This is a genomic window from Jeongeupia naejangsanensis, assembly GCF_016865585.1.
Classification (GTDB): Bacteria; Pseudomonadota; Gammaproteobacteria; order Burkholderiales; family Chitinibacteraceae; genus Jeongeupia; species Jeongeupia naejangsanensis.
The window spans coordinates 115386-134101 of the sequence record NZ_JAESND010000006.1 but is presented as its reverse complement, the minus strand read 5'-3'; the positions used below and the strand labels follow the sequence as shown (position 1 = coordinate 134101).

Annotated in this window: 22 protein-coding genes and 2 tRNA genes; 9 read left to right on the top strand and 15 right to left on the bottom strand. The window is 64.1% G+C overall.

The window, feature by feature from the left end; translation table 11 throughout:
- Positions 1-39: 39 nt before the first annotated feature.
- The 4 genes from pxpA to queG are packed head-to-tail and all read right to left on the bottom strand — an operon-like array spanning position 40 to position 3471.
- The gene (pxpA, locus tag JMJ54_RS12870; RefSeq protein ID WP_203538960.1) at positions 40-759 is read right to left on the bottom strand and encodes a 5-oxoprolinase subunit PxpA; all 720 of its coding nucleotides are present in this window, start codon (positions 757-759) and stop codon (positions 40-42) included.
- A complete protein-coding gene (locus tag JMJ54_RS12865) occupies positions 756-1691 on the bottom strand; it encodes a 5-oxoprolinase subunit C family protein (protein WP_203538959.1) in 936 nt (311 codons plus the stop codon). The genes pxpA and JMJ54_RS12865 overlap by 4 nt, the downstream gene beginning before the upstream one ends.
- Complete coding sequence (pxpB, locus tag JMJ54_RS12860) at positions 1688-2320, bottom strand: 5-oxoprolinase subunit PxpB (RefSeq protein ID WP_275411107.1); 633 nt, start codon at positions 2318-2320, stop codon at positions 1688-1690. The genes JMJ54_RS12865 and pxpB overlap by 4 nt, the downstream gene beginning before the upstream one ends.
- Before the next feature lie 53 nt (positions 2321-2373).
- Complete coding sequence (gene queG, locus JMJ54_RS12855) at positions 2374-3471, bottom strand: tRNA epoxyqueuosine(34) reductase QueG (RefSeq protein WP_239000075.1); 1098 nt, start codon at positions 3469-3471, stop codon at positions 2374-2376.
- Here queG and tsaE point away from each other — a divergent pair.
- The 4 genes from tsaE (at position 3457) to JMJ54_RS12835 (ending at position 6537) form a co-directional block, all read left to right on the top strand.
- Positions 3457-3933 carry a tRNA (adenosine(37)-N6)-threonylcarbamoyltransferase complex ATPase subunit type 1 TsaE gene (tsaE, locus tag JMJ54_RS12850; protein WP_203538957.1) on the top strand — a complete coding sequence of 159 codons (477 nt, stop codon included), beginning with the start codon at positions 3457-3459 and terminating at the stop codon, positions 3931-3933. The two genes, queG and tsaE, sit on opposite strands and share 15 nt — an antisense overlap.
- Positions 3909-5216 carry an N-acetylmuramoyl-L-alanine amidase gene (locus tag JMJ54_RS12845; RefSeq protein WP_203538956.1) on the top strand — a complete coding sequence of 436 codons (1308 nt, stop codon included), beginning with the start codon at positions 3909-3911 and terminating at the stop codon, positions 5214-5216. Before tsaE ends, JMJ54_RS12845 begins: the two co-directional genes overlap by 25 nt.
- Before the next feature lie 69 nt (positions 5217-5285).
- The gene (locus tag JMJ54_RS12840) at positions 5286-5714 is read left to right on the top strand and encodes a tetratricopeptide repeat protein (protein WP_203538955.1); all 429 of its coding nucleotides are present in this window, start codon (positions 5286-5288) and stop codon (positions 5712-5714) included.
- Positions 5715-5739: 25 nt separating this feature from the next.
- On the top strand, positions 5740-6537 hold the full coding sequence (locus JMJ54_RS12835) for a MipA/OmpV family protein (RefSeq protein WP_203538954.1): 798 nt from the start codon (positions 5740-5742) through the stop codon (positions 6535-6537).
- 78 nt (positions 6538-6615) lie between these two features.
- On the opposite strand, the gene JMJ54_RS12830 is transcribed toward JMJ54_RS12835, so the two are convergent.
- Positions 6616-6691 (bottom strand) — tRNA-Asn (locus JMJ54_RS12830).
- A gap of 41 nt (positions 6692-6732) precedes the next feature.
- Positions 6733-6808 (bottom strand) — tRNA-Asn (locus JMJ54_RS12825).
- 74 nt (positions 6809-6882) lie between these two features.
- Here JMJ54_RS12825 and JMJ54_RS12820 point away from each other — a divergent pair.
- The 4 genes from JMJ54_RS12820 to JMJ54_RS12805 all read left to right on the top strand — a co-directional run bounded on the left by JMJ54_RS12820 (position 6883) and on the right by JMJ54_RS12805 (position 11078).
- The gene (locus tag JMJ54_RS12820) at positions 6883-8166 is read left to right on the top strand and encodes an AsmA family protein (RefSeq protein WP_203538953.1); all 1284 of its coding nucleotides are present in this window, start codon (positions 6883-6885) and stop codon (positions 8164-8166) included.
- Between the two features lie 115 nt (positions 8167-8281).
- Positions 8282-9316 carry a CAF17-like 4Fe-4S cluster assembly/insertion protein YgfZ gene (ygfZ, locus tag JMJ54_RS12815; protein WP_203538952.1) on the top strand — a complete coding sequence of 345 codons (1035 nt, stop codon included), beginning with the start codon at positions 8282-8284 and terminating at the stop codon, positions 9314-9316.
- Between the two features lie 94 nt (positions 9317-9410).
- Positions 9411-10205 carry an enoyl-ACP reductase FabI gene (fabI, locus tag JMJ54_RS12810; RefSeq protein WP_203538951.1) on the top strand — a complete coding sequence of 265 codons (795 nt, stop codon included), beginning with the start codon at positions 9411-9413 and terminating at the stop codon, positions 10203-10205.
- A gap of 108 nt (positions 10206-10313) precedes the next feature.
- On the top strand, positions 10314-11078 hold the full coding sequence (locus tag JMJ54_RS12805) for a class II glutamine amidotransferase (RefSeq protein WP_203538950.1): 765 nt from the start codon (positions 10314-10316) through the stop codon (positions 11076-11078).
- A 6-nt stretch (positions 11079-11084) separates the two neighbouring features.
- Here JMJ54_RS12805 and JMJ54_RS12800 read toward each other — a convergent pair whose 3' ends face one another.
- From JMJ54_RS12800 to rplM, 9 genes are all read right to left on the bottom strand, one after another.
- A complete protein-coding gene (locus JMJ54_RS12800) occupies positions 11085-12164 on the bottom strand; it encodes a hypothetical protein (RefSeq protein WP_203538949.1) in 1080 nt (359 codons plus the stop codon).
- Positions 12165-12180: 16 nt separating this feature from the next.
- A complete protein-coding gene (locus tag JMJ54_RS12795; protein ID WP_203538948.1) occupies positions 12181-12771 on the bottom strand; it encodes a malonic semialdehyde reductase in 591 nt (196 codons plus the stop codon).
- A gap of 2 nt (positions 12772-12773) precedes the next feature.
- Positions 12774-14255, bottom strand: coding sequence for a polyphosphate:AMP phosphotransferase (gene pap / locus JMJ54_RS12790; protein WP_203538947.1), 1482 nt, complete (start codon positions 14253-14255; stop codon positions 12774-12776).
- Between the two features lie 129 nt (positions 14256-14384).
- Positions 14385-14717: an iron-sulfur cluster insertion protein ErpA gene (gene erpA, locus JMJ54_RS12785; protein WP_203539066.1), complete on the bottom strand. Its 333-nt coding sequence runs from the start codon at positions 14715-14717 to the stop codon at positions 14385-14387.
- An 85-nt stretch (positions 14718-14802) separates the two neighbouring features.
- Positions 14803-15201, bottom strand: coding sequence for a bactofilin family protein (locus JMJ54_RS12780; protein WP_203538946.1), 399 nt, complete (start codon positions 15199-15201; stop codon positions 14803-14805).
- Positions 15201-15914 carry a DUF6776 family protein gene (locus JMJ54_RS12775; protein ID WP_203538945.1) on the bottom strand — a complete coding sequence of 238 codons (714 nt, stop codon included), beginning with the start codon at positions 15912-15914 and terminating at the stop codon, positions 15201-15203. Before JMJ54_RS12775 ends, JMJ54_RS12780 begins: the two co-directional genes overlap by 1 nt.
- Positions 15915-16958 (bottom strand): N-acetyl-gamma-glutamyl-phosphate reductase, encoded by a 1044-nt coding sequence (gene argC, locus JMJ54_RS12770; protein WP_203539065.1) that lies wholly within the window; start codon positions 16956-16958, stop codon positions 15915-15917.
- 132 nt (positions 16959-17090) lie between these two features.
- On the bottom strand, positions 17091-17483 hold the full coding sequence (gene rpsI, locus JMJ54_RS12765; RefSeq protein WP_203538944.1) for a 30S ribosomal protein S9: 393 nt from the start codon (positions 17481-17483) through the stop codon (positions 17091-17093).
- A gap of 22 nt (positions 17484-17505) precedes the next feature.
- Positions 17506-17934, bottom strand: coding sequence for a 50S ribosomal protein L13 (gene rplM / locus JMJ54_RS12760; RefSeq protein ID WP_189461386.1), 429 nt, complete (start codon positions 17932-17934; stop codon positions 17506-17508).
- Between the two features lie 339 nt (positions 17935-18273).
- Between rplM and JMJ54_RS12755 the strand changes: the two genes are divergently transcribed.
- Positions 18274-18693, top strand: a complete 420-nt coding sequence (locus JMJ54_RS12755; RefSeq protein ID WP_203538943.1) for an OsmC family protein — start codon at positions 18274-18276, stop codon at positions 18691-18693.
- Positions 18694-18716: the final 23 nt, after the last annotated feature.

Below are 18716 nucleotides of genomic sequence, written 5' to 3'. Positions count from 1 at the left end.
AGCGGGCATTCTACGCCGCCCGGCAAGGGCGAAACAGCCTCAAACGCGTCGGGGAAAGCGCTTGCGCAAGGTTTGGGCAAATTTCAGTGCATGGGCATTGTCGCCATGAATGCACACCGAATCCGCCACCAGCGGCAGCCAGTCGCCGTTCTGGGCGTACACGCCGCCCTGCCGCCACAGGCTCTCGACCTGGGCGATCGCGGCGATGTCGTCGAGCACGGCGCCCGCTTCGCTGCGGGGCGCCAGACTGCCATCGTCGAGGTAGGCGCGATCGGCAAAGGCCTCGCGGATCACGGTCAGCCCGACCGCCTCGCCGGCCTTGACGAGCTCGCTGCCGGTCATCGCCATCAGCGCGAGCGACGGATCGATCTCGTACACCGATTGCGCCAGCAGCGCTGCCAGCTTCGGATCCCGCGCCGCGTCGTTGTACAGCGCGCCATGCGGCTTCACGTAAGACACCGAGACGCCGGCCTCGATGCAGACGGCCTTCAGCGCCCACAGCTGCGCAGTCAGACTGGCGACGAGCTTGGGATCGGACATCTGCAACGACACCCGGCCAAAGTGTTCGCGATCCGGATAACTCGGATGCGCACCGATGCGCACCCCATTGGCGCGGGCCAGCTGCACCGCCTCGCGCATCGAATCCACCCCGCCGGCATGGCCGCCACAGGCAATGCTGGCCGCGTCGATCAGCGGCATCAGCGCCGCATCGTATTCATAGCCTTCGCCCAGATCGGCGTTCAGCGCCAGATAGTTCATCGTCCCTCCCAGGCCAGCGCGCGACGCATGCGTTCGAGCCAGTCCCGCTGCGCCGTCGTTGCTGCCAGCGCCGCAGCGGTATCCACTTCGACAAAGCGCAGCGTGTCGCCCGGCTTGAACTGCCCGGCGCGCCACAGGTCCGCGCGAATCACGACCAAGGGCCGCAGATAACCACCGGTGGTCTGCGCATCGGCCAGCAGCACGATGGGCTCGCCCGACGGCGGCAGCTGCACGCAACCCGGCATCACCGCATGTGAAGCGAGCGATGAAGCCGATGCCACGTCGACCGCGGTACCGGTCAGCCGCATGCCCATCCGGTTGCTGGCAAGCCCGATGTGCCAGGGCGTTCGCAACAGTTGCCGCTGGGCATCCTGACCGAGCAGCGGCCAGTCCGGCCCCGGCAGCACGCGCAGATGCTCGCCGCGCTCGGCCTGCGCCACGGCAACGCCGGGCAAGCGCGGCTCGGCCTCGCCGCACTCGATCACATCGCCCGCGCACAGCGCACGCCCCTTGAAGCCGCCGATGCCGGCAAGCAGGCCGGTAGAGCGGCTGCCCAGTACCGGCGCCACGTCGATACCGCCAGCCAGCGCCAGATAGGCGCGCGCCCCGTGCTCGGCAAAGCCGAAACGAAGCACCGCGCCCTTGGCCGCTGCATAGCGGTGTGCCGGGCTCAGTGCCACGCCGTCGAGCGTCACACCCATCGTCGCGCCGGCCCAAGCGAACACAGTCGGCGCATCGAAGCGCAGCGCCAGACCGCCCAGGGTGATTTCCAGTGCCGCTGCCCCTGCCGCATTGCCGGCAACAAGATTGGCCAGCCGCAGCGACAGCGGGTCGCAAGCGCCCCCGCGCGGCACGCCAAGCGCGGCATACCCGTCGCGCCCCAGGTCCTGAACGCTGGTCTGCGGCCCGGGCTTGAGGATGGTCAGCGTCATGCCGGCCTCGGCACGAACACGACCGTATCGCCCGGCGACAACAGCCCCGGTGTCTCGCGATACGGATCAAACAGCTTCACATCGGTCCGGCCGATCAACTGCCAGCCACCCGGCGACGCCAGCGGATAGACCGCCGTCTGCGCGCCGCCGATCGCGACCGAACCGGCCGGCACCGACAGCCGCGGCGACGCCCGGCGCGGGCAGGCGAGCGCGGGGTCCAGTCCGCCGAGGTAGGCAAAGCCCGGCAGAAAGCCGAGGCAGTAAACGACATACTCGCCCGCTGCATGGCGTGCGATCACCTCGTCGCAGCTCAGGCCGGCCTGCTCGGCGACAACCGCCAGATCCGGCCCGGCCTCACCGCCATAGACGACGGGAATCTCGACGCGTTTGCCCATTTCGGTCTCGGCGCCGTTACTGTCCAGCCAGGCCGCCTCGATCGCCCTTTCGAGCTGCGTCGTTGCGATCGCCAGCGGATCGAAAAAACCGGTCAGATTGCCCATGCCGAGCACCCACTCGACTTGGGGCTCCCGCGCGCACAAGGCATGCCAAGTCGCCCACAGCCGCCGCTGCGTTGCCAGCGCGACGTCGACGCTGAGCATCAGCGCGGCTTCGCCGAAAGGCTGGATCATGACGGACGGGGATGTTTCTGGCATGAGGTGCGGCATCGGTTTCGATGCCTCCATCATGGCTTATTTTGCAGTGCAGCGTGACGCGCCAGCGCCCACGCGACGTGCTCGCGGACCACATCATCATCGTCGTTGGCACGCGCTACCAGCGCCGCCAGCACCGCCGGCGTCGACGGCGCGTTGCCGAGCCCGACCGCCAGGTTACGCAACCAGCGCGCATAGCCGATCCGGTAGATCGGGCTGCCGGCGAGCTTTTCCTTGAAGTCGTCCTCGGACCACGCGAACAGCTCGACCAGCGTCACGTCATCGAGGCCGTGGCGGACATGGAAATCGGCTTCGCTGGTATCGACGGCAAAACGGTTCCACGGGCAGCAGAGCTGGCAGTCGTCGCAGCCGTAGACGCGGTTGCCGATCATGGAGCGGAACTCTTCCGGAATCGCCCCGTGCAACTCGATCGTCAGGTAGGAAATGCAGCGGCGTGCATCGACCGTGTACGGTGCAACAATGGCCTGCGTCGGACAGGCGACCAGACACTTGGTGCAGCGGCCGCAATGCTCTTTTTCCTCGGGCGGATCGAGCGGCAGTTCGAGGTCGGTGAACAGCTCGCCGAGGAAGAAGTACGAGCCGTAGTCGCGGTTGATCAACAGCGTGTGCTTGCCGCGCCAGCCCAGCCCCGCCTGCGTCGCCAGCTCGACCTCGAGCACCGGCGCCGAATCGACAAACACCCGGTGGCCGAACGGGCCGATCTCGGCGCCGATCCGGTCGGCGAGCTTTTGCAGCTTGTTGCGCAAGACCTTGTGATAATCGCGGCCCAGTGCGTAGCGCGAGATGTGCGCCTTCGTTCCGTCGGCAAGCACCGCCTCGCTCGACGACACGCCGGGCGGACGGTAAGGCAGGAAGACGCTGATCACGGTTTTAGTACCGGGCACGAGTTCGACAGGCCGGGCACGCTTCATGCCGTGCCGTGCCATATAATCCATCTCGCCGTGAAAACCGGCCTCCAGCCACGCGGCAAGGCCTGCTTCGGCATGCGAGAGATCGGTGCCGGTAATCGCCACCCTGGCAAAGCCGAGCGCCTCCCCCCACGCCTTGATCGAAGTGGCCAGTTCCCGAACGTCGAGACCCTTGTCGAGATCCTTATGCATAACGCCCATGATACCGCCTTCACGCTCTTTCTCGCCGACGAGGCCGAGACGCTCGCGCTCGGCGGACGGCTGGCTGCGGCACTGCATCCGGGGCTGGTGATCTTCCTCGAAGGCGACCTTGGCGCCGGCAAAACCACGCTGACGCGCGGCATCCTGCGCGGGCTCGGATTCGCCGGGCGGGTGAAAAGTCCGACCTATACACTGGTTGAACCTTATACAGTTTCGAATTTATACTTGTATCACTTTGATTTATATCGCTTTAGCGACCCATCGGAGTGGGAAGATGCCGGTTTTCGCGATTACTTCAATCGCGACAGCGTCTGCCTGATCGAATGGGCCGACAAGGCCGAGGGCCTGCTCCCCGCGCCGGACTGGCTGATCCAGCTGGCGCCCGAGGCCGATGGCCGCCGCCTGAACCTGACCGCACTGACGACAAACGGAACGCAATGCCTGGCCCGACTCGCCCGCTGATCCCCGACGCCCACCGCCGCACCGTACTGCGTGCAGCGGTCACCACCCTGCTGCTGTCGGTCATCCCGAAAGGCTTTGCCGCGACCGATTCGCGCGTCGTCGCCGTGCGCGTCTGGCCGGCGCAGGCGTATACGCGGATCACGATCGAATCGACCGCGCCTTTGAGCTTCAACCAGTTTTCGCTGAAGAATCCCGAACGTCTGGTCGTCGACCTCGACGGCATCGACCTGAACGGCGAGCTGCAGACGCTGGCCGGCAAGGTCAACGCCGACGATCCCTACATCCAGCAACTGCGCGCCGCACGCAACAAGCCCGGCACGGTGCGGCTGGTGCTCGACCTGAAGACCGACGTCAAGCCGCAGGTGTTCACGCTGGCGCCGGTCGGCGAATACCAGCACCGGCTGGTGATCGACCTGTATCCGGCGGTGCAGAACGACCCGCTGCTGGCCTTCCTCGACGATCAGACCACCCCGCCGACGCCGGCGGCCAAGCAGCCGGAACCCGCCAAGCCGGCGGAACCGCAAACGAAAACGACCAACGTCGACCGCAAGGACCTGAAGATCGACCGGCTGATCACCGTCGTCCTCGATCCGGGCCACGGCGGCGAAGACCCGGGCGCGATCGGCCCGCAGGGCAACCACGAAAAGACCGTCGTACTGTCGATCGCCCGGAAGGTCAAGGCGCTGCTCGAGAACGAACCCAACATGCGCGTGGTGATGACGCGCGACGACGACTTCTTCGTGCCGCTCGGCGTGCGGGTAAAAAAGGCCCGCGCGGTGCAGGCTGACCTGTTCATGTCGATCCACGCCGACGCCTTCATCAAGCCCGACGCCAACGGCTCGTCGGTATTCGTACTGTCCGACCGCGGTGCAACGAGCACCGCCGCCAAATGGCTGGCGCAGACGCAGAACGACGCCGACCTGATCGGCGGTGTGAAGATCGCCAACGTCAAGGACGTCCACCTGGCCAAGACGCTGATGGACCTGACGCAGACGGCGACGCTGAACGACAGCATGAAGTTCGGCAACGCGATGCTGTCCCAGCTCAAGCAGATCAACCGGCTGCACAAGAACCATGTCGAGCAGGCCGGTTTTGCCGTGCTCAAGGCGCCGGACATCCCGTCGATCCTGATCGAGACTGCCTTCATCTCCAATCCGGCCGAAGAACAGAAGCTGATCGACGAGGGCTATCAGCAGAAAATGGCGCAAAGCATCGTCAGCGGCATCAAGGCCTACTTCGCCAAGAACCCGCCACTCTCGCGCACCAAGCTGGCACAGGGGTAATAGCGGCGATTTGGGCGATCCGCTTTTCATCGTAGAATCGCCCACCGCCGCCTTATCAGGAAGACCGCCATGCCCGCCATTCCCGCCAAACTGTTCAACGAGATCGAAGCACTGTCCGGTGCCGGCGATGCGCTGTACGAAGCCGGCGACTACAAGGCGGCCATCGCCAAATACAAGGCAGGCTACGCACTGGTACCGGCGCCGAAAGAGGAATGGGAGATGGGTACCAGCCTGCTGATCGCGATCGGCGACACCCAGTTTGCCAACGGCGACTTTGCCCGCGCGATCGAAACGCTGACCACGGCATCGTTCACGCCGGCCGGCATGGGCAACCCCTTCGTCCACCTGCGCCTCGGTCAGGCCCTGTTCGAAACCGGCGCGCTCGATCTCGCCGCCGAATCGCTGCAACGCATTCGCGGCCACGGCGACGACAGCATTTTCGAAGACGAAGACCCGAAATACCTCGACTTCCTGCAATCGCGCACGCCCAACCTCTGACAAGACTCCCACCAAGGATCACCCCATGACCCGTCTTGCCGCGTCCATCGCCGGTCTCGCGCTGTTCGCCGCCTCCGCAGCGCAGGCCATCGATCTGCCGTCGATGAATCTGCCCAATCTGGTCGGCGTCGGCATCGGCGCAACCCCGGAGTGCTCGGGCTGCAAGGACGATATGATCGGCGTCGTGCCGGGTGTGCGCTACGTGACCGAGTCCGGCCGGCTGTTCGAGTGGTACGGCCCGTATGCGCAGTACAACTTCGGCGGGCTGACCGGCTTCCAGTGGGGCCCGGCCGTCAACCTCAAGCTCGGTCGCAGCAATGTCAGCGACGACGTGATCAGCAAACTGCACGACATCGACAACACGGTCGAGTTTGGCGGCTTCATCGGCTACGAGTACGACAACCTGCACGGCATTCCCTACCGTTTCCGCGTCAACGCCAACGTACTGACCAACGCCGGTCAGGTGTATGACGGCGCCCGGTTCAACCTTGGCGCAACGCTGTGGGTACCGCTGTCGGAGCGCTTTTTCGTCGGCAGCGGCCTCGGCGCGACCTGGGCCAGCGCGAGCTATGTGAATACCTACTACGGCGTCACCGACGCCGATGCGACGGCATCCGGTCTGGCGCCGTTTCAGGCCGGCGGCGGCAACCAGCAGGTCTTCGGCTGGATCGGCGTGATCGGCCAGATTTCGGGGCACTGGTGGGGTGGCGCGGGCGCCTTCATGCAGCGGCTGATGGGCGACGCGGCCGACAGCTCGTTCGTGCGCGAGCGCGGTGATCGCGACCAGTTGACCTATGGTGCCGGTCTCGGCTACGTCTGGTAAGACGCAACGCCTGCGACCCGCGGTCGCGGGTCGTGACGCAAAAAACCCCGGCCATCGCTGACCGGGGTTTTTCGTATTTGGCTCCCCGACCTGGGCTCGAACCAGGGACACACGGATTAACAGTCCGTTGCTCTACCGACTGAGCTATCGGGGAAAAGAAAATCCCGGCTTGAAACCGGGACTTCGGTATTGGGTTGGCTCCCCGACCTGGGCTCGAACCAGGGACACACGGATTAACAGTCCGTTGCTCTACCGACTGAGCTATCGGGGAACCGAAGAGATGCGTATAATAGGAACGGACTCGCCCGTTGTCAACACATTCCAACAATAAATCCAGACGAGATCATGAAAAACACACGGAAGCCACTGATTCTTATCGTTTTAATTCTGGTCCTGATCGGCTTGCTTCCGCTCGTGATCCCCGACTCGCTGTACCGCGACCGACTCGTCGATGCACTGCAAAAGCGCCTGCACGGGCCGGTACAGATCGGCCGTAGTGGTATCGAATACGCACCCCGCCCCACCCTGGTCATGCATGATGTCGTGTTCAACCAGGATGCGCGCACCGCAAAAATCGACAAGCTCAGCGTGCCGATTTCGCTCCACAACCTGTTGAACTGGGGGCGTGAAATCCGCGGCATTACCGTCGAGAATGGCCAGTTCAGCCCGCGCTTCGCGATGCAGCTCCCGGAAAAACTTCGCCCCGAAGCCGATCAGCCGCGCCTCGTCCAGATCGACCTCAAGCAATCGAGCGTATTGCTCGGCAGCAGCGTGATCGGCCCGATCGACGCGACGCTGCGTTTCGCCAGTGACGGCCAACTGGCCGAGCTGCAAGCCGGTGACGAAGGCAACCACCTCGACTTCCACGTACAGCCCAAGGGAGGCCAGTTTGCCGTGACCCTGACCGCTAGCGGCTACACGCTGCCGTTCGGTCACCCGGTGCACTTCGACCGGCTGCTGCTCAAGGGACTCGCCGGCCCGGACGGCATCGACATCGAAGACATCCGCGGCGACCTGTACGGGGGCATTGTCACCGGTCGCGCCCAGCTGGGATGGCAGGACAACGCCTGGACACTGGCCGGCACACTGCGCACCAACGGCGTCCAGGCCGAACCGTTCAGCCAGGTCTTCAGCGAAGTCACCCATGTTTCGGGCCGCCTCGCCGGCGAATCGACCTTCGTCTACAAGGCCGACGACTACCACAAGCTCTTTGACCAGCCAGGCATCGATGCGCAATTTCGCGTCAGTGACGGCATGCTGCACAACTTCGACCTGATCACGCCGCTCAAGTCGGCCCAGCCGGCGACCTATGCCCGTGGTGGACAGACGCGTTTCGAAACCTTTACCGGCCGCCTCGCCGTCCGCGGTGACACAGTGCAGATTCTCGACGCGACTCTGGTCGGCGGCAAATTCAATGCCCAAGGCCAGCTGACGATCCAGCCGAACCTGAAGCTCAACGGCGCAATCATGGCGCGCCTGTCGGGCGGCACGATCCAGGTGGCCAACCGGATCAGCGCCGGCGGCGTGCTGAAGGCACCGGAGCTCTCGACGGCCACAACGAACCGCCCGCAGCCGCAAGCGGTCAACCTGACCGAGACGCCGCCGGCACCGGATACCGCCACCCAGTAAACGCGGCGCCGTCAGACCACGCAGCAAGAACAGGGGGCGAACGCTGGATATTCCGGCGTTCGCCCCCATTTTGCCCTCAAGCGATCTCGCACTCTCGACTCGACGGAGTCCCCTCATGCCCTGGAACGACACTCTCGAATCCCTCGGTGCCCGGCGCAACGACGCCGGCATCGTCACCGATTTCGGCAACGCCGCCGAAGAACTCGCCGCACTGGCCTCCCAGTCCGTTGTCTCGCCTTTGGCGCAATACGGCCTCATCCGTTTCAGCGGCGAGGAAACCGCGACCTTCCTCAACGGCCAGCTTTCGAGCGACGTGCGCACGCTGGCACTTGATACTGCGCAGTATTCGAGCTACTCGACACCCAAGGGCCGGATGCTGGCGAGCTTCCTCGTCTTCCGCGCCGGCGAAGATTACTTGCTGCAGATCGCATCCGAGCTGCAACCGGCGATCCAGAAGCGCCTTGGCATGTTCATCCTGCGCACCAAAACCAAACCCAGCGATGCCAGCGCCGAACTCCTTCTGCTCGGCGTTGCCGGTCCGGATGCCGCAGCCAAGATTACGGCGGTCACCGGTCAGCCGGCGCCCGCGCCCATGGCGGTCATAGAGGCCGTCGTCCATGGCGCGCACACGACGGTGATCGGCCTCGCCGACGGACGTTTCGAGCTGGCCATCCCGGCCGATGCCGTCGAGGCAGTCTGGCAGGCACTGGTCGACGCCGGCGCCCGCCCGGTCGGCGAGCCCGTATGGCGCCTGACCGAAATCCGCGCCGGCGCACCGTGGATTACCGCACCAACACAGGAAGCCTTCGTTGCACAGATGGCCAATATGGAACTGATCGGCGCGGTGAGTTTCACCAAGGGTTGCTACCCGGGCCAAGAAATCGTCGCCCGGACCCAGTACCTCGGCAAACTGAAGCGGCGCATGTTCCGGATGCACGTCGCCGCGGAGGCACAGACCGGCGACGACGTGTTCAGCGCCGAGATGAACGGCCAGGCCTCGGGCAAGATCCTGCTCGCCGCACCGGCGCCGGAAGGCGGCTTCGAGGCGCTCGTCGTGGCGCAGATTGCCTCGCTCGAACATAGCCTGCACCTCGGCAGTGTCGACGGCCCGCCGCTGTCCCGACTCGACCTGCCTTATGCGGTGGACTGATTCGCCCCAAGCCGTCCGCACCGCCAGTTGCGGACGGATTCGTTTATAATCGCGCGACTCTATTTAGAACGATATCTCCAAGGGAACTACACGCATGGGCTTTCTCGCCGGCAAAAAAATCCTGATCACCGGGCTGCTGTCCGACCGTTCGATTGCCTACGGCATCGCCCAGGCCTGCAAGCGCGAAGGCGCCGAGCTGGCGTTCACCTATGTGTCCGAAGACCTGAAGCAGCGTGTCGTCGATCTCGCCAAGCACTTCGATTCGGACCTCGTCCTGCCCTGTGACGTCGCCAGCGACGAGCAGATCGAAGCCGTTTTCGCCGACCTCGGTCAGCGCTGGGGCGGCCTCGACGGCCTCGTCCATTCGATCGGTTTCGCGCCACGCGATGCGCTCAAGGGCGATTACCTCGACGCGGTCACTCGCGAGAACTTCCGCATCGCCCACGACATCAGCTCCTACAGCTTCGCCGCGCTGGCCAAGGCCGCACGCCCGATGCTGAACGAAGGCGCCAGTCTGATCACCCTGTCCTACCTCGGCGCCGAACGCGCGATCCCGAACTACAACGTGATGGGCCTCGCCAAGGCCTCGCTCGAAGCCAACGTACGCTACATTGCCGCAGCGGTCGGTCCGGAAAAGGGCGTACGCTGCAACGGCATTTCGGCCGGTCCGATCAAGACGCTGGCTGCATCGGGCATCGCCAACTTCGGCAAGCTGCTGAAGGCCGCTGCCGATGCCACGCCGCTGAAGCGCAACATCACCCAGGAAGAAGTCGGCAACGTCGCCGCCTTCCTGCTGTCGCCGCTCTCGTCGGGCATGACCGGTGAAGTCATCCACGTCGACGCCGGCTTCAGCATCGGTGCCGGCGCACTGGGCGACAAGTCGGAGTAATCCGCACCGCTTCAGGAAAAATGCCCGGCCAGTGCCGGGCATTTTGCTTTTGAGCCCGGCGGCACACCGGTGCACAATGAATCATCCTTACCAATTCGGAGCACGCCGATGTGCCAGCTTCTGGGCATGAACTGCAACGTGCCGACCGATATCGTTTTCTCGTTCGAAGGCTTTCACCGCCGCGGCGGACTGACCGACCACCATGCGGATGGCTGGGGCATCGCTTTTTTCGAGGAGCGCGGCTGCCGGCTCTTTCTCGACTACCTGCCGTCGATCAGCTCTCCGATCGCCGAGCTCGTCCGCGCCTACCCGATCAAGAGCCGCAACGTCATCGCCCACATCCGCAAGGCGACGCAGGGTACGGTCAACCTCGCCAACACCCATCCGTTCCGCCGCGAGCTGTGGGGGCAGTACTGGATTTTCGCGCACAACGGCAATCTCGACAGCCTGCCGTCACTCGCCGGCAGCCGCTTCCAGCCGGTAGGCGATACCGACAGCGAGCAGGCGTTCTGCTGGCTGCTCGACGCGCTGGCCAGGCGCTTCGACACCGCGCCAGCCTACGACGCGCTGCATGCGGCACTGAAGGCGCTCACCGCCGAGCTGGCCGGGCGCGGCAGCTTCAACTTCCTGCTCTCGAACGGTGAAGTGCTGTTCGCGCGCTGCGCGACCGACCTGCACTACATCATCCGGCGCGCGCCGTTCTCGACCGCCCACCTCGCCGACGCCGACGTCAGTGTCGACTTTTCGTCGGTGACGACACCGGACGATCGCGTCGCGGTGATCGCGACCCAGCCGCTGACCGACAACGAGACCTGGACCCGGATGGACAGCGGCCAGCTGCTGATGTTCGTTGACGGCGAGCCTGTCGCCTAGCTTCCGCTAGCCGTTGCGCGACTGCAGCCGCAGCAGCGCGTAGAACGGCTCGCCAAAAGTCTCGCCACCGGGGTCGAGCTGGCGCAGCTGATGCGCCAGCTTGTCGGGTGTCGACATGCCTGCGGCAAAGCGGTCTCGGACCTTCTTCAGCATCTGCGCCTGCGCGACCAGTTCCTCGCGCCGCTGCTCGATCCGCCGGCGCTGACGGCGGTGCGCGCCGACCGACAGGTTGAGCCAGAGGACCAGCGGCAGTGCCACCAGCCAATGCTCGCTGAACAGCGCGACGATGGCAGCGAGGATCAGCGCCAGATACCAGAGCTGGTCGGCCATTTCGAGTTGCGGGAACAGCACCGACAGGCTGGGCCAGCGATGCTTGAAGGTGCTGGCGACAAAGCTGTCGTCACCGGCTTCGCGCTTCTTGCGGACCAGCACCGCATCCAGCGCCAGCGTCGCATACCACTGGCTGACGATCTTGCAGTGCAGCCACGGCGCCGCCAGATACAGGTCCAGCTGCGCGTAGAACGCCTCGCGGAACGCCTCGGTACCGATCGGCGGCACCACCTCGTTGAACGGCTGTGCTGCCGAGCGCTGCACCAGCAGCGGCCAGCCGGCGATGTCGGCAATCTGGCGCCGCCGCTCGGCCAGCAGTTCCGGAGCAACCGTCAGCTGCGGGTGGTCAAGGCGCAGATAGTGCCCCAGCAGCGCCTCGAAATCGCCAAAGTCCGGCGTCTGGCCCGGGTTGTTCGACAAGGCGGTGCGCAGTCGCTCCACCTCGGCGAGCACCGCATTGCCGATGGGCGCGGCCTCGGGCACCCAGGGCAGACGAACCAGCGCCTCGGCCTTGAACAGGCTCTCGTCATAGTGGCGCATGAAGGCCGCGTGAAAACGCGCGCGTTCATCCTCGTCACGCTGCTTGTCGCCCGACACCAGCGGCGGCGTCGGCGGCTGGCGCCTCAGGTCGACCAGAATGCGGTTGACCTGCGACTCCAGCTCCGGAGCAATGCCGGCCTGGGCAAAGACCGGCTCCAGCTCGCGCCGGCGCGACCGCCAATCCTCCAGCGCCTGCCAGATCGTCCAGTCCGTCATCGTGCGTACGACAGGTTCATGCGATCAGGCATGCGGTCTCGAACGGCAGGCGCGGATTGCGCGGATGCAGCTTCTCGCGCAGGCCGTAGCCGAGATTGATCAGGAAATTCGAGCGCCAGCTCGTCCCCTCGAAGAAGGCCGCATCGACCGTCGCGTTGTCGAAACCCGACATCGGTCCGCAATCGAGGCCGAGCGAACGCGCAGCCAGCATCAGGTACGCCCCTTGCAGACTGCCGTTGCGCAGGCAGGTGGTCTGGATCGCCGCGTCGTTGCCGGTAAACCAGCTGCGTGCGTCGGTATGCGGGAACAGCGTCGGCAACTCGTCGTAGAACGTCAGGTCGTGCGCAACGATCACCGTCAGCGGCGCCGCCAGCGTCTTGTCGCGGTTGCCTTCGGACAGCGCCGGTGCAAGCTTTGCCTTTGCTTCGGGCGAGCGTACGAATACGAAGCGTGCCGGCGAGCTGTTGGCCGAAGTCGGGCCGAACTTCAGCAAGTCGTACAGTGCATGGATCGTCGCGTCATCAACAGCACGGTCGTCGAAATGGCTGAACGTGCGGGCCTCGCGGAACAGCTGGTCGAGGGCCGCGGCACTCAGGGTCTGGGACATGGTCATTCCTTGCGTTTGAGGCGGGCTTCGATTGCGTCGCACAGTTTTTCGAGGATGGTGACGCGGGCATGGTACTTGTTGTTCGCGCCGATCAGATGCCACGGCGCGTGCGCCGAGCTGGTCCGGTCGATCATGTCGCTGGCGGCGATGATGTAGTCATCCCACTTGTCGCGGTTGCGCCAGTCTTCGTCGGTGATCTTGAAACGCTTCCACTCGATGGCTTCACGCTCCTTGAACCGGCGCAACTGCTCGTCCGGATCGATGGCCAGCCAGAATTTGACCACGACGGTGTTCGCCGCGTCGAGCTGCGCCTCGAAGTCGTTGATCTCGCTGTAGGCCCGCATCCAGTCGAACTGGCTGGCAAAGCCCTCGACCCGCTCGACCAGCACCCGGCCATACCACGAGCGGTCGAAGATCCGCACCTGACCATGCGACGGCACGTGGCGCCAGAAACGCCACAGATACGGCTGGGCCCGCTCCTCCTCGGTCGGCGCAGCGATCGGCACGATGCCGTACTGGCGCACGTCGAGTGCGGCAGTGATCCGGCGGATTGCACCGCCCTTGCCCGCCGCGTCCATGCCCTCGAAAACAGCGGCAACACCCATTTTCTTGAAGCCGCGCTTGCGGGTCAGCTGGTTCAGCCGGCCCTGCACTTCGGCGAGCCGCTTTTCATAGTCCTTCTTGTCGAGCGCATGAGTCAGCTCGAGCCGGTCGAGCAGGCGAACCCCGTCGACCGAGGGCAGCAACGGCGCGGCCTCGCCATAGGGCTGGAACTGCTTGTCGAAGCGCGCATTCAGCGCCTCCAGCAGCTGCTGGCCGACCGAGATCGAACGGTAATTGGCATCGCCCGCCTCGACCACCCGCCACGGTGCAAACGCCAGATTGGTCCCCTGCAGCATCGGCTGGAGGTTGGCGATGATCTCGTCGTAGTTTTTCAGGAACCAGCGATCGCTCTCGCCGACACGCCACTCGGTCAACGGATCGGATTCGAGTTTCTTGATGCGTTTTTTCAGGTCCGCCTTGGGCAAGTGCAGCCAGAACTTCATCAGCAGCACGCCCTCGCTGGCGAGCATGCGCTCGAAGCGGGTGATCCGCTCGATCTCGCGCTGCAGTGCAACCTTGTCGCCGCTGCGCAGCGCGTCCCACATCGGCCCCAGATACCAGCCATCAAAGAAGATCGCGGTCTTGCCCTTGGGGGGCAGCGCGCGCCAGTAGCGCCACAACGGCGGCTTTTCGGCCTCCTCGTCGTTCGGCAGGCCGAACGCGTGGCTCTCGATATGACGGGGGTCCATCCACTCGTTGAGCTGGCTGGCCATCTCGCCCCGCCCGCCGGTCGGCACGCCCGAGAGCAGAATCACCACCGGGAAATCACCCTGCTGCTTCAGCTTGAACTGCGCTGCCAGCAAGGCCTCGCGCAACTTGGCCTCGCGCTCGCGGTAGTCGTCCTTGTCGATCTTGTGGCCCAGCTTTGCCGATTCAAACATGCACTGCTCCCGGTTGGCATCGAAACGCCATTATCGGGCCGAAGCACGGTGGCGGGGCAAGTCCGTTTCATGTTTGCGACAACAAAAAAGGGAAGCGCATGCGCTTCCCTTCTTCTGGTGCCGGCCGGATCAGACCGAGAACGACGAACCGCAACCGCAAGTCGACTGGGCGTTCGGGTTCTTGATCGTGAATTGCGAACCTTCGAGGCTGTCGACGTAGTCGATTTCGGCACCGACGAGATACTGGTAGCTCATCGGGTCGACGAGCAGCGTCACACCGCCCTTGTTCACTTCGGTGTCGTCGTCGTTGACGATTTCATCGAAGGTAAAGCCGTACTGGAAGCCGGAACAGCCGCCGCCGGTCACGAAAACGCGCAGCTTGAGGTCGGGATTCCCCTCCTCGGCGATCAGCTCGGCCACCTTGCTTGCAGCGGCGTCGGTGAACAGGAACGGGCTGGGCATTTCGGTAGTTGCGGTGGTCATCGCATACTCCACATTTAATAGTTGACTAAACAACTAGGATTATCGCGCCGACCCCGCCAGCGGGTCAATCGACACCGCCCGCAACTTCTGCCGGCGTCACCATCCGCGCGCCTTCCAGCGGGATCAGCCGGCCTTCGATCACCGCGCCGGGGTGCATTTCCAGCGTCTTGTAGGTGAGATCGCCATGCACGCGAGCCTTGGGCTGCAACTCGACGTAGTGGCTGACTTCGATCGGCCCCGCGATCTCGCCATTGAGGATCAGGTGCGTCGCGCGCACGCCGCCATCGATCCGCGCCTTTTCCGACACCACCAGCGTGCCGTGCTGCGCGTCGACCGCGACCACGTTCCCGGTCACGATGCCATCGACCCGCAAACCGCCGGCAAAGCGCAACTCGCCGTCGAACTGCGTGCCGTGGCCGATCAGGCTGTCGATCCGCTGGCTGCCTTTCTTTTTCTTGAACATCACCCCTCCTGATTGTTGCAGCTCGCGAGCGGCTGCTTGTCCTTGTCGGCAACGAGTCGCAACTCGATGCGTTCGACCTTGGCGGCAGCCGGCAGCGCCAGCTCCCCTTCGGTACTGCCGTAGTGGCGAAATGCCAGCGGTGCTGCGGCCAGATCGACCCTGCGCCGCGTACCGCCCTCGCGCAGTACGGCGCTCGGCAGCAACTGGCCGGCAAAGGCGGCATCACGGCCGGTACCTTGTGTTGCCAGCGCCCGCCAGCGCCAGCGCCCGTCACCCTGCGGTTCGAAATCGCAACGGACCAGTTCGGCCGGGCGATTGCGGTCATTGCGCGTCAGCAGCGTATCGAAGAACGCCAGCCGCTGCTGCTGCGCTGCCAGCTGCTGCTGTACGCCGGCCAGTTCGGCGGTGAGTGCCTTGCGGGCGGCTTCGCTGACTTCGAGCTGTTGCTGGACTTCGGAGGCCGTCGCGGCCAGCACGGCCCGTTGCGTCCGGCCCGCCTCGAGCGCGGCCAGCTTCTGGGTCGCCTGCTGCTGCGCCAGTTCGCGCCCCTGACGCTCCCCAAGCCAGCTGCCGCCGGCAAACGCAGCCGCCAGCAGGCCCAGGCCGAGCACGGTGCGCCAGAGGCGGCCGTGCCAGCCGAGCACCGGCCGCAAGGTCAGCGGTGTCGCGGTCAGCCGGGCGCGCTGCAGACGATACAGGCGCTTGAGCGGCATTTACGGCAGCAGCGGAACGACGTCGAGGCCCTGCGTCTCCGGCAGGCCGAACATCAGGTTCATCACCTGGATGGCCTGTCCCGACGCCCCCTTGACGAGGTTGTCTTCAACGACAAGGATCACCAGCAGGTCGCCGTTGCCGGGACGGTGCACGGCAATGCGTGCAATGTTCGAGCCGCGTACCGAGCGCGTTTCCGGGCACGATCCGGCCGGCAGCACGTCGACGAACGGCTCGCCGGCAAAGCGGTCTTCGAACAGTTTTTGGAAATCGGTGTCGCGCCCCTCGGACTTGATGCGCGCGTAGATCGTCGAATGGATGCCGCGAATCATCGGCGTCAGATGCGGCACGAAGGTCAGCTTGACCGGCGCACCGTGGATTGCGCTCAGGCCCTGGTTGATTTCGGGCGAGTGGCGATGGCCCTTGACGCCGTAGGCCTTGAAGTTGTCGCCGGCTTCGGCAAACAGTGTCCCGACCTCGGCCTTGCGGCCGGCACCCGACACGCCCGACTTGCAGTCGGCGATCAGCGTATCGGTCTCGATCAGCTGCAGGCCGTTTTCGAGCAGCGGCAACAGGCCGAGCTGCACCGAGGTCGGATAACAGCCGGCCATGCCGATCAGGCGTGCCGCCTTGATCGCGTCACGGTTGACTTCGGCCAGACCGTACACCGCTTCGTCAAGCAGATCGGTGCAGCTGTGCTCCATTGCGTACCACTTCTGGAACTCGGCCGGATCCTTGAGACGGAAGTCGGCGGCGAGGTCGATCACCTTGACGCCGGCCTCGAGCAGTTCGCGCGCCTGCGCCATCGCCACACCGTGCGGCGTCGCGAAAAACACCACGTCACAGCCCTTGAGGTTGGCTTCTTCCGGCGTCGAAAACGCCACATCGACACGGCCACGCAGGCTCGGGAACATTTCGGCGACCTTCATGCCCGCTTCCTTGCGCGACGTCACCGCTTCGATACGCGCACCGGCATGCCCTGCGAGCAGACGCAGCAACTCGACCCCGGTGTAGCCCGTGCCGCCGACAATCCCGACCTTGACCATCTCGAACTCCTTGTAAGCAATCGCTGCGATCATAAAACAAAAGCCGCCCGGATGGGCGGCGCTTGGCTGGCGAGAACGCCAGATACGACAAAGCCGCCCGGAGGGCGGCTTTGCAGATGCAGACAATCCCGATTAACGCTTCGAGAATTGCTTGCGACGGCGGGCTTTGTGGAAGCCGACCTTCTTACGTTCAACTTCACGCGCATCGCGGGTAACGAGGCCAGCAGCCTTGAGTGCACCCTTGAGTTCTGCGTTGTAGTCGATCAGCGCACGGGTCACACCGTGACGAACCGCACCGGCTTGACCGGTTTCACCGCCACCGTTGACGTTGACAAGGATGTCGAACGCTTCGAGGTTTTCGGTGAGCGCCAGCGGCTGGCGAACGATCATACGGCTGGTTTCGCGGCTGAAGTATTCATCAACCGGCTTGCCGTTAACGACGATGTTGCCCGAGCCCTTGGCCAGGAACACGCGGGCAACGGCGCTCTTGCGGCGACCGGTACCGTAGTTGTACTTACCTACCATTTTGCTATTCCTTTGTCAGGGCTCAGACTTCAAGCGCTTTAGGCTGTTGCGCGGTATGCGGATGCTCATTACCGGCATAAACCTTCATCTTCTTGAGCATGGCGTAGCCCAGCGGGCCCTTCGGCAGCATGCCCTTGACGGCTTTTTCCAGCACGCGACCCGGGAACTTGTCTTGCATCTCGGTGAAGGTGCGTTCGTAAATGCCGCCCGGATGACCGGTGTGACGGTAATAGATCTTCGATTGGGCCTTGTCGCCGGTCACGCGCAGCTTGTCTGCGTTCACCACAACGATGTAGTCGCCGCAATCGACGTGCGGGGTATATTCGGCTTTGTGTTTGCCACGCAGGCGCTTGGCAATTTCAGCCGCAAGGCGACCCAGCACTTTGTCAGTGGCATCAACAACGAGCCACTCGCGCTTCACCTCGTGCGGCTTGGCAGAGAAGGTTTTCATGACTGCTTAGTCCACGTTACGATTTCGAGAAAGTCGCAGATTTTATCCCCCGAAGAAAGAACGTGTCAAACCTTAGCGAACGGGATCTGCCAAAAAAAACGCAACCCGTGAGGATTGCGCCTGAATTCCACCAAAGAAGGAGGATGGAGGAGACAACGCCGGGCAAGCCCGACGCCGAGACCCATTCTTGCATGCGCCCCTTGGGCAAACAAGATGCCAAAAGGGTAAAAATGACATTCAGGTGGTCAGGTAAAACCCCTAAAAGCTGCGCCCAATCAAGCGTTTCACTACAATCTCGGCCTTGGTCTATTCGACAATGCACTCAGGAAAAGGGAAGTCATGAAAGTACGGTTGAAGTGGGTTGAAGCGGTCAGTTTTCTGGCGCAATCGGAGTCCGGTCATGCCGTACTGATGGATGGCCCGCCCGAAGGTGGCGGTCGCAACCTCGGGCCGCGGCCGATGGAAATGCTGCTGATGGGCATGACCGGCTGCTCGACCTACGACGTGATCCACATCCTCAAGAAAAGCCGTGCCGACGTGCGCGACTGCGTCGTCGAGGTCGACGCCGACCGTGCCGATGTCGACCCGAAGGTGTTCACCAAAATCCACCTGCATTTCATCGTTACCGGACGTGCACTCAAGGCCGATCAGGTCGAGCGCGCGATCAAGCTGTCGGCCGAGAAGTACTGCTCGGCGTCGATCATGCTCGGCAAGATGGCCGAAATCACGCATGACTTCGAAATCGTCGAAGCCGACTGATCGCCGGCGTTGCCGACAAAAAA

Coding starts and splice junctions, on each gene's coding strand:
- pxpA (WP_203538960.1), bottom strand. CDS start 759: ATGAACTATCTGGCGCTGAACGCCGATCTGGGCGAAGGCTATGAATAC.
- JMJ54_RS12865 (WP_203538959.1), bottom strand. CDS start 1,691: ATGACGCTGACCATCCTCAAGCCCGGGCCGCAGACCAGCGTTCAGGAC.
- pxpB (WP_275411107.1), bottom strand. CDS start 2,320: ATGATCCAGCCTTTCGGCGAAGCCGCGCTGATGCTCAGCGTCGACGTC.
- tsaE (WP_203538957.1), top strand. CDS start 3,457: ATGCATAACGCCCATGATACCGCCTTCACGCTCTTTCTCGCCGACGAG.
- queG (WP_239000075.1), bottom strand. CDS start 3,471: ATGGGCGTTATGCATAAGGATCTCGACAAGGGTCTCGACGTTCGGGAA.
- JMJ54_RS12845 (WP_203538956.1), top strand. CDS start 3,909: ATGCCTGGCCCGACTCGCCCGCTGATCCCCGACGCCCACCGCCGCACC.
- JMJ54_RS12840 (WP_203538955.1), top strand. CDS start 5,286: ATGCCCGCCATTCCCGCCAAACTGTTCAACGAGATCGAAGCACTGTCC.
- JMJ54_RS12835 (WP_203538954.1), top strand. CDS start 5,740: ATGACCCGTCTTGCCGCGTCCATCGCCGGTCTCGCGCTGTTCGCCGCC.
- JMJ54_RS12820 (WP_203538953.1), top strand. CDS start 6,883: ATGAAAAACACACGGAAGCCACTGATTCTTATCGTTTTAATTCTGGTC.
- ygfZ (WP_203538952.1), top strand. CDS start 8,282: ATGCCCTGGAACGACACTCTCGAATCCCTCGGTGCCCGGCGCAACGAC.
- fabI (WP_203538951.1), top strand. CDS start 9,411: ATGGGCTTTCTCGCCGGCAAAAAAATCCTGATCACCGGGCTGCTGTCC.
- JMJ54_RS12805 (WP_203538950.1), top strand. CDS start 10,314: ATGTGCCAGCTTCTGGGCATGAACTGCAACGTGCCGACCGATATCGTT.
- JMJ54_RS12800 (WP_203538949.1), bottom strand. CDS start 12,164: ATGACGGACTGGACGATCTGGCAGGCGCTGGAGGATTGGCGGTCGCGC.
- JMJ54_RS12795 (WP_203538948.1), bottom strand. CDS start 12,771: ATGTCCCAGACCCTGAGTGCCGCGGCCCTCGACCAGCTGTTCCGCGAG.
- pap (WP_203538947.1), bottom strand. CDS start 14,255: ATGTTTGAATCGGCAAAGCTGGGCCACAAGATCGACAAGGACGACTAC.
- erpA (WP_203539066.1), bottom strand. CDS start 14,717: ATGCCCAGCCCGTTCCTGTTCACCGACGCCGCTGCAAGCAAGGTGGCC.
- JMJ54_RS12780 (WP_203538946.1), bottom strand. CDS start 15,201: ATGTTCAAGAAAAAGAAAGGCAGCCAGCGGATCGACAGCCTGATCGGC.
- JMJ54_RS12775 (WP_203538945.1), bottom strand. CDS start 15,914: ATGCCGCTCAAGCGCCTGTATCGTCTGCAGCGCGCCCGGCTGACCGCG.
- argC (WP_203539065.1), bottom strand. CDS start 16,958: ATGGTCAAGGTCGGGATTGTCGGCGGCACGGGCTACACCGGGGTCGAG.
- rpsI (WP_203538944.1), bottom strand. CDS start 17,483: ATGGTAGGTAAGTACAACTACGGTACCGGTCGCCGCAAGAGCGCCGTT.
- rplM (WP_189461386.1), bottom strand. CDS start 17,934: ATGAAAACCTTCTCTGCCAAGCCGCACGAGGTGAAGCGCGAGTGGCTC.
- JMJ54_RS12755 (WP_203538943.1), top strand. CDS start 18,274: ATGAAAGTACGGTTGAAGTGGGTTGAAGCGGTCAGTTTTCTGGCGCAA.